We start from the raw sequence: 13,273 nt of genomic DNA, 5'->3' as shown, positions 1-13,273 counted from the left end.
TTTTCAGTTTATCACGTGCTACGCCGATCTTTTGTTTTTATTATAGATATCAAACGCTACAGCCAGCAGCAGTACCAATCCCTTAATCCCCTGCTGCCAGTCAATACCGAGACCAATCAGGGACATCCCGTTATTCAGCACACCCATGACCAAACCACCGATGATGGCACCAAATACTGTACCTATACCGCCTGAAGCGGAAGCACCACCGATGAAGCAGGCCGCAATGGCATCCAACTCGAAGTTGGTACCCGCCCTTGGCGTAGCCGCATTCAGACGTGCGGCGAAGATCAACCCGGATACTGCGGCAAGTGTACCCATGTTTACGAACACCCAGAAAGTTACCTTTTTCGTTTTGACTCCGGACAGACCTGCAGCCTTCTCATTACCTCCAAGTGCATATACATGACGTCCCATGACAGTACGATTCATCACGAAGGAGTACACCACGATCAGGATAAACAGCAGAACCAGGATATTCGGAATACCCGCATAACTTGCGAGTACAAAGGTAAACAGATTCGTCACGACAGCTACCACAATCAGCTTGAGCAGGAACAGTCCCTGTGAAACGACCTCGAATCCATATTTTCGCTGAGAGCGGCGTTCCCGCACTTCATTAACGATGTACCAGACGGTGAGCACAAGGCCAACAATGATAGATACCAGACCAAAGCCTGAGAATTGAATGTCCGCCAGGAAGCCCGAGCTTATTTTCTGGAATCCAGCCGGAAAAGGAGAGATAGACTGCCCCTCCAGCACGATCATCGTCAACCCTCGGAACAACAACATCCCTGCCAGCGTCACGATAAATGCCGGAATTCGCACATATGCGATCCAGAAGCCTTGCCATGCACCGATCAAAGCCCCAACCAGCAAGGAAGCGATAACCGCAAGCCAAGCCGGAAGCTGCCAATCCACCATCATAATCGCGGCAACCGCACCAACAAAGGCTGCAATGGAACCGACAGACAGATCAATATGCCCGGTAATGATGACCAGCACCATCCCGATGGCCAGCACCAATATGTAGCTGTTCTGCAAGATCAGATTCGTAATATTAATCGGCTTGAGCAACAGCCCGCCTGTCAGTACCTCGAACAAGAGCATAATTACTACCAAGGCAATAATCATGCCGTATTGACGGATATTATTTTTGAACAGTTTAGTTATCATTTCCATGCTTGCCGCCTCCAGACTTGGTCATATATCTCATCAATGTTTCCTGCGATGCTTGCTCCCGGCTGACTTCACCGGTGATTCGTCCGGCATTCATTACATAGATCCGGTCACACAAGCCAAGAACCTCCGGAAGCTCGGATGAGATTACCAGCACGCCCTTGCCTTCAGCAGCAAGCCTATGAATGATCGTATAGATTTCGAATTTCGCTCCCACATCAATACCGCGGGTAGGTTCATCCAGGATAAGAATATCCGGTCCGGCAAAAATCCACTTACTCAGCACTACTTTTTGCTGGTTACCACCACTCAGATTGCCAGTCTTCTGCAAAATACTTGGGGCTTTGATGTTCATGCTTTTCTTCATCTTTTCCGCGACCAGCACTTCTTCGCGCTCGTTCACTACCGCGTTTCTCGTTAGCTTGCCGAGACCCGTTAAGGAGATGTTGCGCTTGATATCATCCATCAGAATGAGTCCGTATTCCTTGCGGTCCTCTGTCACATAAGCGAATCCATTCTGAATGGCCTCCGTGACCGTATTGTTTTGAATGGGTTTACCATTCTTGATGAGCTGTCCCGTAATATTCCGGCCATAGGATTTGCCAAAGATACTCATGGCCAGCTCCGTACGCCCAGCGCCCATCAGCCCGGCAATCCCGACAATCTCACCACGTCGGATATTCATATGGATCTGATCCAGTACTTTCCGCTCGGCATGATGTTCGTGATATACCGTCCAGTCCTTCACCTCAAGGATAATTTCACCTATGGTGGCATGACGCTCCGGGTAACGGCTGGTGAGATCACGTCCTACCATCCCGCTAATAATCCGGTCCTCCGTCACCTTCTCTTTCTTCATATCCAACGTCTCAATCGTCTTGCCGTCCCGTAAAATGGTCACAGAATCAGACACCTTGGATACCTCATTCAGCTTGTGCGAGATCAGGATACAGGCGATCCCCTGCTTCTTGAATTCCAGCATCAATTGCAGCAGATTTTCACTATCATCCTCATTCAGCGCAGCGGTTGGCTCATCCAGGATGAGCAGCCGTACCTTTTTGGAGAGCGCTTTCGCAATTTCGACCAGTTGCTGCTTACCTACCCCGATGCTGGATACCAAAGTGTTCGGGTTTTCGCTCAATCCCACCTTCGAGAGCAGTTCCCGTGTACCTACAAAAGTTTCCTTCCAGTCGACGACTCCTCTGTTCGCACGCTCATTGCCCAAATAAATATTCTCTGCGATCGAAAGGTAGGGAATCAGGGCCAACTCCTGATGGATAATAACGATTCCCAGATCCTCGCTCTGCTTGATATCCTTGAACTCACATTTCTTGCCCTGAAATAAAATGTCGCCTTCATACGTGCCATGTGGATATACACCACTCAACACCTTCATCAACGTAGATTTACCTGCACCATTTTCACCACATATGGAATGAATCTCGCCTTCACGGACCTTCAGATTGACATTTTCCAGCGCTTTGACGCCTGGAAAGGTTTTGGTGATGTTCTTCATTTCCAGAATGATTCCGGCCATGGGATGTGCTCCTTTCATTTATTATTTCAGTCCGATTTCTTCCTTTGTGTAATACTGGGTACCCACGATATCCTGTTCCACATTGGTACGATCCACGGAGATAGGATCCAGGAGATACGCCGGAACAACCTTAATCCCGTTGTTATATGATTTTTCATCATTAACTTCCGCCTGGTTCCCTTGCAAGATACTATTGGCCATCTCCACCGTCTTCTCGGCTAGCTTCCGCGTATCCTTGAACACAGTCTGCGTCTGTTCCCCGGCCACAATCGACTTGATCGAGGCAAGTTCGGCATCCTGTCCTGTAATAACGGGCAGCGGTTTGTTCGAAGTACCGTAACCGATCCCTTTCAAGGATGAGATGATACCAATACTGATTCCATCATACGGAGATAACACGGCATCCAGATGATCACCTGAGTAATAGGCACTCAGCAGGTTATCCATCCGTGACTGAGCCAATGCCCCGTCCCAGCGCAAGGTCGCAATCTGAGACATCGTCATCTGCTTGCTGCGTACCACCAGTTTGCCGGATTCAATGTACGGCTTAAGCACAGACATCGCGCCATCGAAGAAGAAATAGGCATTATTATCGTCTGGGGAGCCGCCAAACAACTCAATGTTATACGGTCCTTTTCCATCCTTAAGTCCAAGTTTTTGTTCGATGTAGGAGGCTTGAAGCACACCCACTTTGAAATTGTCGAACGTGGCGTAATAGGTCAAGTAAGGTGTATTGCGAATGAGCCGATCATAGGAGATCACTTGGATCCCTTCGTCATGCGCCTTCTTGATGACATCCGTTAGTGTGTTGCCATCCACGGATGCAATCACCATCACATCCACACCTTTGGTGATCATGTTCTCAATCTGTGAAATCTGATTCTCGACCACATCCTCAGCATACTGAAGATCGGTTTTGTACCCCTGCTCCTGAAACAGACGGACCATGTTCTCCCCGTCTCCCACCCATCGCTCTGATGATTTGGTCGGCATCGATATACCGACATATCCCTTTTCCTTGCTGCCTGGGCCACTCTCTGCCAGATTGCAGGCCGAGAGCATCAAGGTCATCACCAGAAGCCAGATGAGCATTGCTCCTTTTTTCATATGAAGTTCCCCTTTCCTCACGTCATACGGTTCTGAATGAGCCATAAGATAACGCTTACATTGCATGAAGTGCATCCTGTTCTTGCTGTTCCTGTCTGAGACCAATGGTAGCATTCGAGAAGCCGTAAGGTCTTTGCACGTTTTGAACCTTTTTTATAAAAATTTAACTTTTGATGGAAACGTGAGTTGCGAGCACAGTCGACGAAGGGTCGTTTTAGAGCCAAAAAAAGGACATGCTCCACTTCGCTTCACACGAAGTAGAGCATGTCCTTCTCATTCATCAACATCACGTATTAGTGAACAAGTGTACCTATATTCGATTCGCTGAAGGACGATCAGCTGTCCCTCCATTCTTTCGATACTGCGCAGGCGAAATCCCCATTGTTTTTTTGAACGCGGTGCTAAAATAATGCTGGGTATCATAACCTACACGCTCAGCTATGGTGTGAATTGGCAGCGTTGTTGAGTCTAATAATTGTACAGCCTTGCGAATGCGGGCATGCGTGACAAGTGTGACGAAGGAATCATTCAGCTCTTTCTTCAGCACACGGCTAAGGTATACGGCAGATACTTGTAGACGTAAAGCGAGCGATTCCAATGTCAGCTCCCGCTCGGCATACTCTTCGTGAATAAGTTGTCTTGCCCGGCGAACGAGAGGGGACAACTGCACTTCTTCGTAGACCTGTTCACGGCAATGACGGTACGTATCCGGCGTTTCTTCCAATGTCCCTGTATGTGTCTCCACATGAGCATGAATGGCAATATTCAGGCAAGAGCTGATCTGCTTTTCCAGAAGGGACTCTATCTCTTCGGGAGCTTCCTGCCACAGACACATGCCGATCAACCCGCTTACGTCCCGGAACAGAACATGCGGCAGGTCTGCCAGCAGTTCACTCATTATATTTTCCACTGCAAACAGAAACAGCTGACGATCATTCTCTCTCAGTATCGTCTGACGTGCTTCGGCAGCAGGCCAGCGCACGATCCCAATCTGTACAGGTGGGACGGCGGGTAGACGCAAAAACACAAGCTGCTCCGTCAGATCCTTCCCTTCTGCCTGGCCTTCCATCCACTCCAGCATAAAACGCTGGCGAAGCAGCGGGATATTACGTTCAATCTGATGGGCTGCCTGTTGTACATATGCCGTCCTCTGGTGCTCCTCAGTAAGTCGCTGATACAATCGCTCAAGTGCCGCATATAATTGTTCTGCTTGCACAGGCTTTAAGATGTAATCCTCTACGCCAAGACGAACCGCCTCCTGCGCATATGCAAATTCATCATGTCCCGAGATGATCAGGTAACGACAGCCTGGACACTTCTGCTGAAGGGCACGAATGAGTCCAATTCCGTTCAAAAATGGCATATTCATATCAACGAGAACAATATCTACATCCAGGTCAGCAGCCCGTTCCAGCGCTTCCTCTCCATCTTCCGCTTCACCTACAACCTCCATCCCGAGCGTTGTCCAGTCAATGGCATCCCGAATTCCCTCACGAATGATCGGTTCATCATCAGCGATGAGCACCCGGTATTTCTTCACCACTTGGCTATCCGGCGTATTCTCCATGATCGTGATTGATGCGATTGTCTCATCTGTTTCAGTGGAAGTTGCCACGGTCGATTTCATGAATTTTCCCATACGTTCTCCTGCCTCTCTTCGTTATGGATTTGCTGGATTGGTGGGAGCTCTCGCATCAACGGATGAATGATGGTCACCCGAGTTCCTTCGCCTTCCTGGCTCTCCAGCACAATACCGTACTCCTCTCCAAAGGACAGCCGTAGACGGGCCTGCACGTTCAACATTCCATAACTTTTGCCTGTTATCCCAGGCGAAGACGCTTCCAAACTTGCCATAGGAGCTTCGAGCAGATGCCGCATCTCGGCAAGTCGTTCGTTGGACATCCCCGCTCCATCATCCTGCACGGTCAGCAGTAATCTATTATTTTCTACTTTGGCCTCCACCCGAATGTGTCCCGGCCCGCGCCTGCCCTTGATGCCATGATAGATTGCATTCTCTACCAGGGGCTGAAGCAACAGCTTTAACACGAAAAGGTCCCGCAATTCTGCTGGAATATTCAATGTATACTGAAGACGATCTCGATATCGTGTCTGCTGAATTTGCATATAGCTGGTCATATGTTCAAGCTCGGAGTGCAGCGGAATGTAATCCTGTCCTTTACTAAGCCCTATGCGAAATAATCGAGACAGCGCGCCAACCATGCCGGACACATCTTCTGCACCCTCTTTGCGTGCCATCCAATGAATCGTATCCAGGGTATTGTACAAAAAGTGTGGTTTGATATGCTCCTGCAAACTTCGCATTTCAGCATCACGCTTCTGCCGCTCCCGCAATTCATTTAATGATATCAGTTGTCGAATCTGTGCCAGCATTCGGTTGTAACTGTTGCCAAGCATACCAATCTCATCCGCCCGATCGCTCCACCGGCCTGGTCTGAGATTACCGGTCTCCGCCCTGCGCATATAGGACATGAGCCGGAAAATGGGCTGAGCAATGGAACGCGAGAACCATAAAGAGGCACTCAGGCCGAATAAACACACGACAAAAACAAAGCTAACCACGTAAAACTGGATCTGGCGTACTTCGGATATCGAGTCTCTTGTGGGAAATACCCCTACTGTTCTCCAACCCGTAAAAGTAGACGACTGATACATGAATAATAACGTTCCACCCTCTGTTTCGGCGGTAAACGTTCCACTCTCACCGGAGGGGAACCAGTCTGTGGGAATGTGTTCGATTAGCGGATGCTCGGGCTTGTATACACTTTGACCCTCTGCGTCCGTCACCATCACATAACCGGACTTCCCCAGGGTTACATTACGGGCAGCCTGAGAAACGGACCTTAGTTTCAGATCAATCATAATAACGCCTCGTATACGTCCCGACGCTTCATCCGTAATGGAACGCGCTACCGATACAATCTCATCATCCTTGTACCGTACATGTGTCGTGAGATTACGCTTTTTGGGCTGGCCCAATACCATAAATATGCCCGGATTGGCCGCCGCTTGTTGATACCAATTTTCCTGGGTCAGGCTCTGCTCCGCTCGGGGATACATCTCGTTGCTAATATAGTCACCACTTCCATTGACGAGAACAATCCCGGCGATTTCAGGATACAACGTTGTGAATCCCTGCAAAGTTTGCTTGATGCCATATAACCGGTTTTGCTCCGTTTCGGCAGGGGTGTCCATGTTCATTGGTTCAATGCCTGCAGCATCATTCGGTGGCATGTTACCGTCCATAAAAGCAGCAATATCCGGGTCAAATGCAATCAAATAGGTCATGTTTTGCAAATTCTCCATTTTGCTGTTCAACGCTTCATTCACTTTGCCAATCAGTTGCATGGTATGGCCTTCAACCTGTCGTTCAACTACCCGCTCCACCGTCCAGTTCACAAGCAGCCCTAGTCCTACGGAAGGTACAATAGCGAATAACAGAAAAAGCAGCATCAGCTGGTAGCGAAGGGGCATATTACGCAAGCGTAAACGCCGAATCCCATTCCTGAAGGTTAAACGGATCGCTCTTATGCTCCAAGACCTTGGACTCTTGAAGTCTCCGTTGTTATTTGGCATAGTAATCATCCACATCTGAGCGCGTGACCACAGAAATCCCTGTGTCTACCATCACGGGAAGTGGTGCATTCTCACCGGATGAGGAAGGGGCAGGAACCGTTAATTGGTGATGCAGATGAAACAAATATTGAAGTGACCAATATCCCATATTCCAGGTTCCCTGTGCAATCGTAGCTGAGATTGTACCGTTCTTGATCATGTCCAATGTATCCTTATTCGTATCAAACGAAATAATCTGCAATGGATGTCTGTCCCCCGAAGTCTGAACAGCTTCCCCCACTCCTGCTCCTCCGGTGGCTTCAGTTACAAAAATACCCGCCAGCTCTGGATGTTCCTTCATCATTCTCAGGGTTTTGTCTCTGGATACCATCGCATCACCGTGACCATCTGCAACTTCAACGACCTGCATGGAAGGGTATCTCGCCTTGATCGTATCGCGGAAGCCCTTTGTCCGCTCTTCATGATTTTGTTGTCCTGGCAGGGTTACAACCGCGACCTCTCCCTCACGACCCAGCAGTTCAGCCATTTTATCGGCAGCCATTACACCCGACTTGTAATTGTCTGTCCCAAGAAAAGAATAGGCCTGGCTATCAGGCGCATCCGCGTCAAATAATACAACAGGGATATCTGCGTCGATTGCCTTGTTAATCGCTGGAACTAGCGATTGCGGATCGATCGCAGATATGGCAATGCCCGCCGGTTTACGAGCGATGGCCTGCTCAATTACCATGGTCTGCTCCTTCGCATCATACCGGGTAGCACCGCGATATTCTACGGTCACGCCCAGGGCATCCCCGGCATCTTCGAAGCCTTTGAGCGGGCTCTTCCAATACTCCAGCCCGGACTGGAATGTAATCATGATATACGTCTCCCCGATATCACCACGTAGCCCCCGGTCCTCCCATGAACTGTTTACCTGACTGTTGTATTCGAATCTCAACACATACAACGCAAAGGCTGAGATTAGTAGAATGTATACCAGCAGCATTTTTTTCATTCCGTTCACTTCCTCAAGTAGTCTGATCACCTTCTACATCGTCTAAATTGTAAACGCAATCATCCAAAAAGAAAACTACCCCTTATCTTTTAAAAGAAAGCTCCTGCTGCTAACGGTGTATCTGCTGCAATAATGTACTATATGGTTTCTCCCTCTGGACGTATGATCATGGAACTAGACCACAACCAGAGGAGAGCATCATCATTATGAATCTTGCATCTTTTTTAATCTACTGCATCGTTGTTACATTCACCCCCGGCCCCAGCAATATCGTAATTCTTTCTTCTACACAGATCGTTGGCGCACGAAAAACAATGCGTTATGTCTGGGGAGCTACACTGGCATTTGGTCTGTTGCTTACCGCATCCGCGTTTCTTAATCACCTTCTTACCGGCGTATTGCCAGGTATCCTGAAGGTGATGCAGATTGTCGGCGGTCTGTACATGGTGTATCTGGCGTACCAGATCTACAAGATGGGTACCACCGAGGATGCCCCAAAACAAGTGACCGGATTCTGGAACGGTTTCATCATGCAGTTTGTGAATCCAAAGGTGGTCTTGTTTACGTTCACGGTCATTCCAAGTTATGTATTGCCCTTTTATCAAAGTTCCTTCTCATCGTTTCTGTTCGTGTTGCTCATTACCTTCATTGGTTTTCTGGCCTATTCCAGTTGGGTTGTGTTTGGCACGGTTTTCAGAACGCTGCTGAATCGGCACCAAAAATTACTGAGTATTCTCATGGCCCTTTTTTTGTTATACTCAGCCATTATAGTATCCGGATTGATCTAAAGCTTGGGAGGTGTGCTGCATGGAACGGTTTAACTATAAAAAGTCTCAAGACGTGCTGGCACTATCCGCCAGCTTTACTGATTTTGCATACAAAAAACATTGCCACGAAGAGTATGCAGTTGGTGTAACCCTGCGCGGCATTCAGCAATACAACCTGGACGGACAATATCAGGCATCTCACCAGAATGGTGTCATGTTGTTCAATCGTGAGCAGTCCCATGATGGTAGCTCCTATGATAGAGAAGGCATCGATTATGTGATGCTGTATCTGAAGCCGGATTTGGTAGAGGAGATTATAGGCAAAAAGGAATTGCGCTTTGGAAGTCCCATCGTCTATGATCCCGAGCTTGCGCGGAAGATCCTGATGCTGAACGATGCCGTTCAGCACAGACAGGACGAAGCCGAGTGCAGCGAACGGGTCTTCGATCTCGTTCACCTTCTGGCTCAGAAGGAGATGCATCCCAAGCTCTGGGTGCCTCAGGACAGTCTGGTGCGAAAAGCCAAGGAAATGATGTTTTGCAGCACCGAAGATGTGCTCAAGCTGGACGACCTGAGCGCCGAATTTGGCATGTCCAAGTTTCAGTTTATCCGTGAATTCAAGGCTCAAGCAGGTATTTCCCCCTACCAGTTTTTCTTAAACTGCAAGGTGGAGCGTGCCCGTCAATCCATCGAAATGCAGAAGGACGTCTACGCTGCTGTTGCCGAGTGTGGATTTGTCGATCTGACCCATCTGAATAGGCATTTCAAACGGGTATTTGGTGTCACAGCCTATGAATACATGTTGCAGTTGAACTTTAAAAATTGAACTATAGAATATTTACACTGGCCACTCCGATGACAGAATAATCTTCTGATCGCTGTTATCCCCAGATTTTTTTTGATCCCTTTGTATAAAGGGAAAATCCGAGGATAGCGTATGCTTTCGATGCAGCTTTCTTTCAGAAAACTTTTAGGCAAACGCTTCGCTTCTTCAGGTTCTTTCCGTCCTTGGGCAATCAAATTCTTTTCTTTCGTCTCCAAAACCATACAACTGCCAATGCTGCTAATAAAATGACTGCACCATATAAGATGAGATCGAAAGGTCCACTTCGCCCACCACCATCATTGGTTTCTCCAAAATCTTCTTTACTTACAGCCTTGCCTGCGCCCAGCAATTTGAGATCATCTCCGGCCTGTTCAATTGGAACATTGCGACTGCACAGATTCGTATGCAGCTTATGATCCAGTTCATATTGATAAGCATAGATCAGGTAGGACTGATTCTTTTCGAATTGAATACCACATGATTCAGACCCACCGTCACTCGCGAGGATTTTCATCTTTTTGGCATCAACTCCCTTCCATGCCGTATCTACATCAAAGGTATACTTTCTTAACATACCGTCATTCTTCGATTGTTGAGAATGGCCTTTCTTCACCACTTCTCCTATAAATACAGTTGCGTTTGTCTTCAATCTCTCTTGAACATCACTCTCCACACAACTGCAAGCATACACTTTCTCTCCAGGAAATAGAGCTAACCCGGACGTAACCAACAGTAAAACCAACATGCACATCACCAACCGTTGTTTCATTTCCGCCCTTCCCCCTTCTAGATTCTCTTGCTTGAACAACCCCTGTAAAGGTTACATATTTTTATTGCTACAATATTTATTGTAAAATTATAGCATACTACAAATATGTTTATGTCCGATATACGCAAGGACGAACATACGAAATCCCACATCACGGAGGAACTCAACATTTGATGCACTATCTGAAAAAGAACATCTCATTCCCGCTGCTCGTTGCAGCGTTATGCATGATCGCCTTTATAAGCATCGCCCTGTCCATTAGTGACAACCAGATTCATCGATTTGATGATACGTTAATTGACTGGATTCAGGGATTGGAATCCCCCGGCATGACGCAATTCATGCAGTTTTTCACTTGGATCGGTAGTGAAATGCCCGTGGTCATCATTACAATCATTGCCATGATTGTGTTATACGTCTGCCTGCGACACAAACGCGAACTACTTTTCCTGGCCTGTGTGCTCGCCGGTTCAACCCTGTTAAATGCATTGCTCAAGCTGGTATTCCAACGTGCTAGACCTACCATTAACCGGATCATTGAAGTGAGTGGCTATAGCTTTCCCAGTGGGCATTCCATGGCCGCATTTAGCCTGTATGGCGGACTGGCCTTTCTCATCTGGAAACATGTACCCACCGTCATCGGACGTGTGCTGATGATCATTGCCAGCGCCGTCTTTATACTGACCATTGGTATAAGTCGTATCTACTTGGGTGTACATTATCCAAGTGATATTGTTGGCGGATACTTCTTAAGTGGATGCTGGCTCTCCACATGCATATGGTTTTACCGGCGGCATTTGGAGCGCATGTCCCAACTGCAAAGCAGAAGGCTGGCATAATCTTCAAAAGCGCATGCACATAGAAATACCCGGCTTTCCTTAACTGAAGGATCGCCGGGTATTTTTTATATTGATATATAGAAGTCCTGAACTCATTCAGGACGATATGGCCCCGCTTGTCCCATTGAAGGGAAGAGGCGGATTTTTTTCACATCAAATTATAGTTCTTCACCATTGGATTCGATGACTTTTTTATACCAGTGGAAGCTCTTCTTCGGTGTTCTGCTCAAGTCTCCGTTACCGTCGTTGTCCTTGTTGACATGAATGAAGCCATAACGCTTCTTCATCTCTCCAGTGGATGCACTAACCAGGTCGATACATCCCCACATCGTGTAGGCAATGAGGTCTACACCATCAGCCACGGCTTCTTTCATTTGTTCAATGTGACCTTTCAGATAATCAATGCGATAGTCATCCTGAATGGAGCCATCTTCCTCTATCACATCAACAGCACCAAGACCGTTCTCAACCACCATCAATGGAATCTGATAACGATCATACAGATGATTTAGCGTGTAACGCAATCCTTTTGGATCGATCTGCCAACCCCAATCGGAGGCTTCAAGATATGGATTTTTGATACCGCCAAGCAGATTACCTTCTGCTCTCTCGAGGGACTCGTCCGCACTTTCAACAAGAGACATGTAATAACTGAAGGAATAGAAGTCTACACAACCTTCACGCAGGGTCTGTTCGTCTCCCGGTTGCATCTCGATTTTAATACCCTCTTCGGCGAAGAAACGTTTAGCGAATCCAGGATACGCTCCGCGAACCTGTACATCACCACAGATCATGTTGGACAGTTGGTCTTTCTTCTGTGCAAGCAGCATATCGTCCGGGTTACATGTATTTGGATAAGTTGTCATGAACGCAACCATACAGCCAATTTTGAACTCGGGGTTGATCTCATGTCCCAGTTTTACCGCTTTGGCACTTGCAACAAATTGGTGATGCAGTGCCTGGAATCGAGTCTGTGGATCATCCACTCCATCGACCAGTGTCTCTTTGCCTTCAAACAGAATACCTGCAGCCATATAAGCACCCATCGGCATCGTCAGACAGTTGATCTCGTTAAATGTCAGCCAGTATTTCACTTGATCTTTGTAACGGTTGAAGAGAGTTGTACAATAACGGATATAACAGTCGATGACTTCACGGGAAGCCCAGCCGTTATACTTCTGTGTCAGACCGAATGGCGTTTCGTAATGGGAGATCGTTACGAGCGGCTCAATATTGTACTTTTTCAACTCGGCAAAGACATTATCGTAGAATTGCAATCCCTCTTCGTTTGGCTCCAGTTCGTAACCGTTCGGATAGATGCGGGACCAGTTGATGGACATGCGGAACATTTTGAAGCCCATTTCTGCCATCATGGCAATATCTTCTTTGTAATGTCCGTAAAAATCAACCGCTTCATGGCTCGGATAATACGTGCCCTCTTCCAATACAGGCGTAATCCGGCGTGGAATCGTGTGGGTTCCCCCTGTCATCATGTCAGACGTGCTTGGCCCCTTGCCACCTTGGTTCCATCCACCCTCGAATTGATTGGCAGCCGTTGCGCCACCCCAGTAAAATCCTTCTTTCATTGTCATGATCAGTTCCTCCTTCATATTTAACTCATTTCGATATAAAATGCTTGATATTATGCGAGTAGCCGT

11 protein-coding genes are annotated in these 13,273 nt (G+C 47.6%); 3 read left to right on the top strand and 8 right to left on the bottom strand.

Going from position 1 to position 13,273, the window contains the following annotated elements; translation table 11 throughout:
• Positions 1–18 precede the first annotated feature (18 nt).
• From mmsB to MHH93_RS13740, 6 genes are all read right to left on the bottom strand, one after another.
• Positions 19–1,182: a multiple monosaccharide ABC transporter permease gene (gene mmsB, locus MHH93_RS13765; protein ID WP_500054472.1), complete on the bottom strand. Its 1,164-nt coding sequence runs from the start codon at positions 1,180–1,182 to the stop codon at positions 19–21.
• Positions 1,166–2,716, bottom strand: a complete 1,551-nt coding sequence (gene mmsA / locus MHH93_RS13760) for a multiple monosaccharide ABC transporter ATP-binding protein (protein WP_500054471.1) — start codon at positions 2,714–2,716, stop codon at positions 1,166–1,168. The genes mmsB and mmsA overlap by 17 nt, the downstream gene beginning before the upstream one ends.
• A 21-nt stretch (positions 2,717–2,737) precedes the next feature.
• Positions 2,738–3,823, bottom strand: a complete 1,086-nt coding sequence (gene chvE, locus MHH93_RS13755) for a multiple monosaccharide ABC transporter substrate-binding protein (RefSeq protein ID WP_500054470.1) — start codon at positions 3,821–3,823, stop codon at positions 2,738–2,740.
• A 310-nt stretch (positions 3,824–4,133) separates the two neighbouring features.
• On the bottom strand, positions 4,134–5,390 hold the full coding sequence (locus MHH93_RS13750) for a response regulator (RefSeq protein WP_500054714.1): 1,257 nt from the start codon (positions 5,388–5,390) through the stop codon (positions 4,134–4,136).
• Between the two features lie 56 nt (positions 5,391–5,446).
• Positions 5,447–7,315: a cache domain-containing sensor histidine kinase gene (locus MHH93_RS13745; protein ID WP_500054713.1), complete on the bottom strand. Its 1,869-nt coding sequence runs from the start codon at positions 7,313–7,315 to the stop codon at positions 5,447–5,449.
• Between the two features lie 91 nt (positions 7,316–7,406).
• Positions 7,407–8,414, bottom strand: coding sequence for a substrate-binding domain-containing protein (locus MHH93_RS13740; RefSeq protein ID WP_500054469.1), 1,008 nt, complete (start codon positions 8,412–8,414; stop codon positions 7,407–7,409).
• 206 nt (positions 8,415–8,620) lie between these two features.
• Between MHH93_RS13740 and MHH93_RS13735 the strand changes: the two genes are divergently transcribed.
• Both MHH93_RS13735 and MHH93_RS13730 read left to right on the top strand, forming a co-directional pair.
• On the top strand, positions 8,621–9,202 hold the full coding sequence (locus MHH93_RS13735) for a LysE family translocator (RefSeq protein WP_500054468.1): 582 nt from the start codon (positions 8,621–8,623) through the stop codon (positions 9,200–9,202).
• 19 nt (positions 9,203–9,221) lie between these two features.
• Positions 9,222–10,007: an AraC family transcriptional regulator gene (locus tag MHH93_RS13730; protein WP_500054467.1), complete on the top strand. Its 786-nt coding sequence runs from the start codon at positions 9,222–9,224 to the stop codon at positions 10,005–10,007.
• Positions 10,008–10,197: 190 nt separating this feature from the next.
• On the opposite strand, the gene MHH93_RS13725 is transcribed toward MHH93_RS13730, so the two are convergent.
• Positions 10,198–10,776, bottom strand: a complete 579-nt coding sequence (locus MHH93_RS13725; RefSeq protein ID WP_500054466.1) for a hypothetical protein — start codon at positions 10,774–10,776, stop codon at positions 10,198–10,200.
• A gap of 173 nt (positions 10,777–10,949) precedes the next feature.
• Here MHH93_RS13725 and MHH93_RS13720 point away from each other — a divergent pair, with 173 nt between their 5' ends.
• Complete coding sequence (locus MHH93_RS13720) at positions 10,950–11,615, top strand: phosphatase PAP2 family protein (protein ID WP_500054465.1); 666 nt, start codon at positions 10,950–10,952, stop codon at positions 11,613–11,615.
• A 158-nt stretch (positions 11,616–11,773) separates the two neighbouring features.
• Here the strand turns inward: MHH93_RS13720 and MHH93_RS13715 are convergent, their stop codons facing one another.
• Entirely contained in the window at positions 11,774–13,207 is a 1,434-nt protein-coding gene (locus MHH93_RS13715; protein ID WP_500054464.1) for a glycoside hydrolase family 1 protein, read from the bottom strand.
• Positions 13,208–13,273: the final 66 nt, after the last annotated feature.

It is taken from the genome of Priestia sp. FSL H7-0729, from assembly GCF_038005685.1.
GTDB lineage: Bacteria > Bacillota > Bacilli > Paenibacillales > Paenibacillaceae > Paenibacillus.
The sequence above is the reverse complement of the archived record's forward strand: the minus strand, read 5'-3'. Positions and strand labels throughout refer to the sequence as shown.

Coding starts and splice junctions, on each gene's coding strand:
- MHH93_RS13750 (WP_500054714.1), bottom strand. CDS start 5,390: ATGGAGAATACGCCGGATAGCCAAGTGGTGAAGAAATACCGGGTGCTC.
- MHH93_RS13735 (WP_500054468.1), top strand. CDS start 8,621: ATGAATCTTGCATCTTTTTTAATCTACTGCATCGTTGTTACATTCACC.
- MHH93_RS13720 (WP_500054465.1), top strand. CDS start 10,950: ATGCACTATCTGAAAAAGAACATCTCATTCCCGCTGCTCGTTGCAGCG.
- MHH93_RS13725 (WP_500054466.1), bottom strand. CDS start 10,776: ATGAAACAACGGTTGGTGATGTGCATGTTGGTTTTACTGTTGGTTACG.
- mmsA (WP_500054471.1), bottom strand. CDS start 2,716: ATGGCCGGAATCATTCTGGAAATGAAGAACATCACCAAAACCTTTCCA.
- MHH93_RS13715 (WP_500054464.1), bottom strand. CDS start 13,207: ATGACAATGAAAGAAGGATTTTACTGGGGTGGCGCAACGGCTGCCAAT.
- MHH93_RS13740 (WP_500054469.1), bottom strand. CDS start 8,414: ATGAAAAAAATGCTGCTGGTATACATTCTACTAATCTCAGCCTTTGCG.
- mmsB (WP_500054472.1), bottom strand. CDS start 1,182: ATGGAAATGATAACTAAACTGTTCAAAAATAATATCCGTCAATACGGC.
- MHH93_RS13730 (WP_500054467.1), top strand. CDS start 9,222: ATGGAACGGTTTAACTATAAAAAGTCTCAAGACGTGCTGGCACTATCC.
- MHH93_RS13745 (WP_500054713.1), bottom strand. CDS start 7,315: ATGCCCCTTCGCTACCAGCTGATGCTGCTTTTTCTGTTATTCGCTATT.
- chvE (WP_500054470.1), bottom strand. CDS start 3,823: ATGAAAAAAGGAGCAATGCTCATCTGGCTTCTGGTGATGACCTTGATG.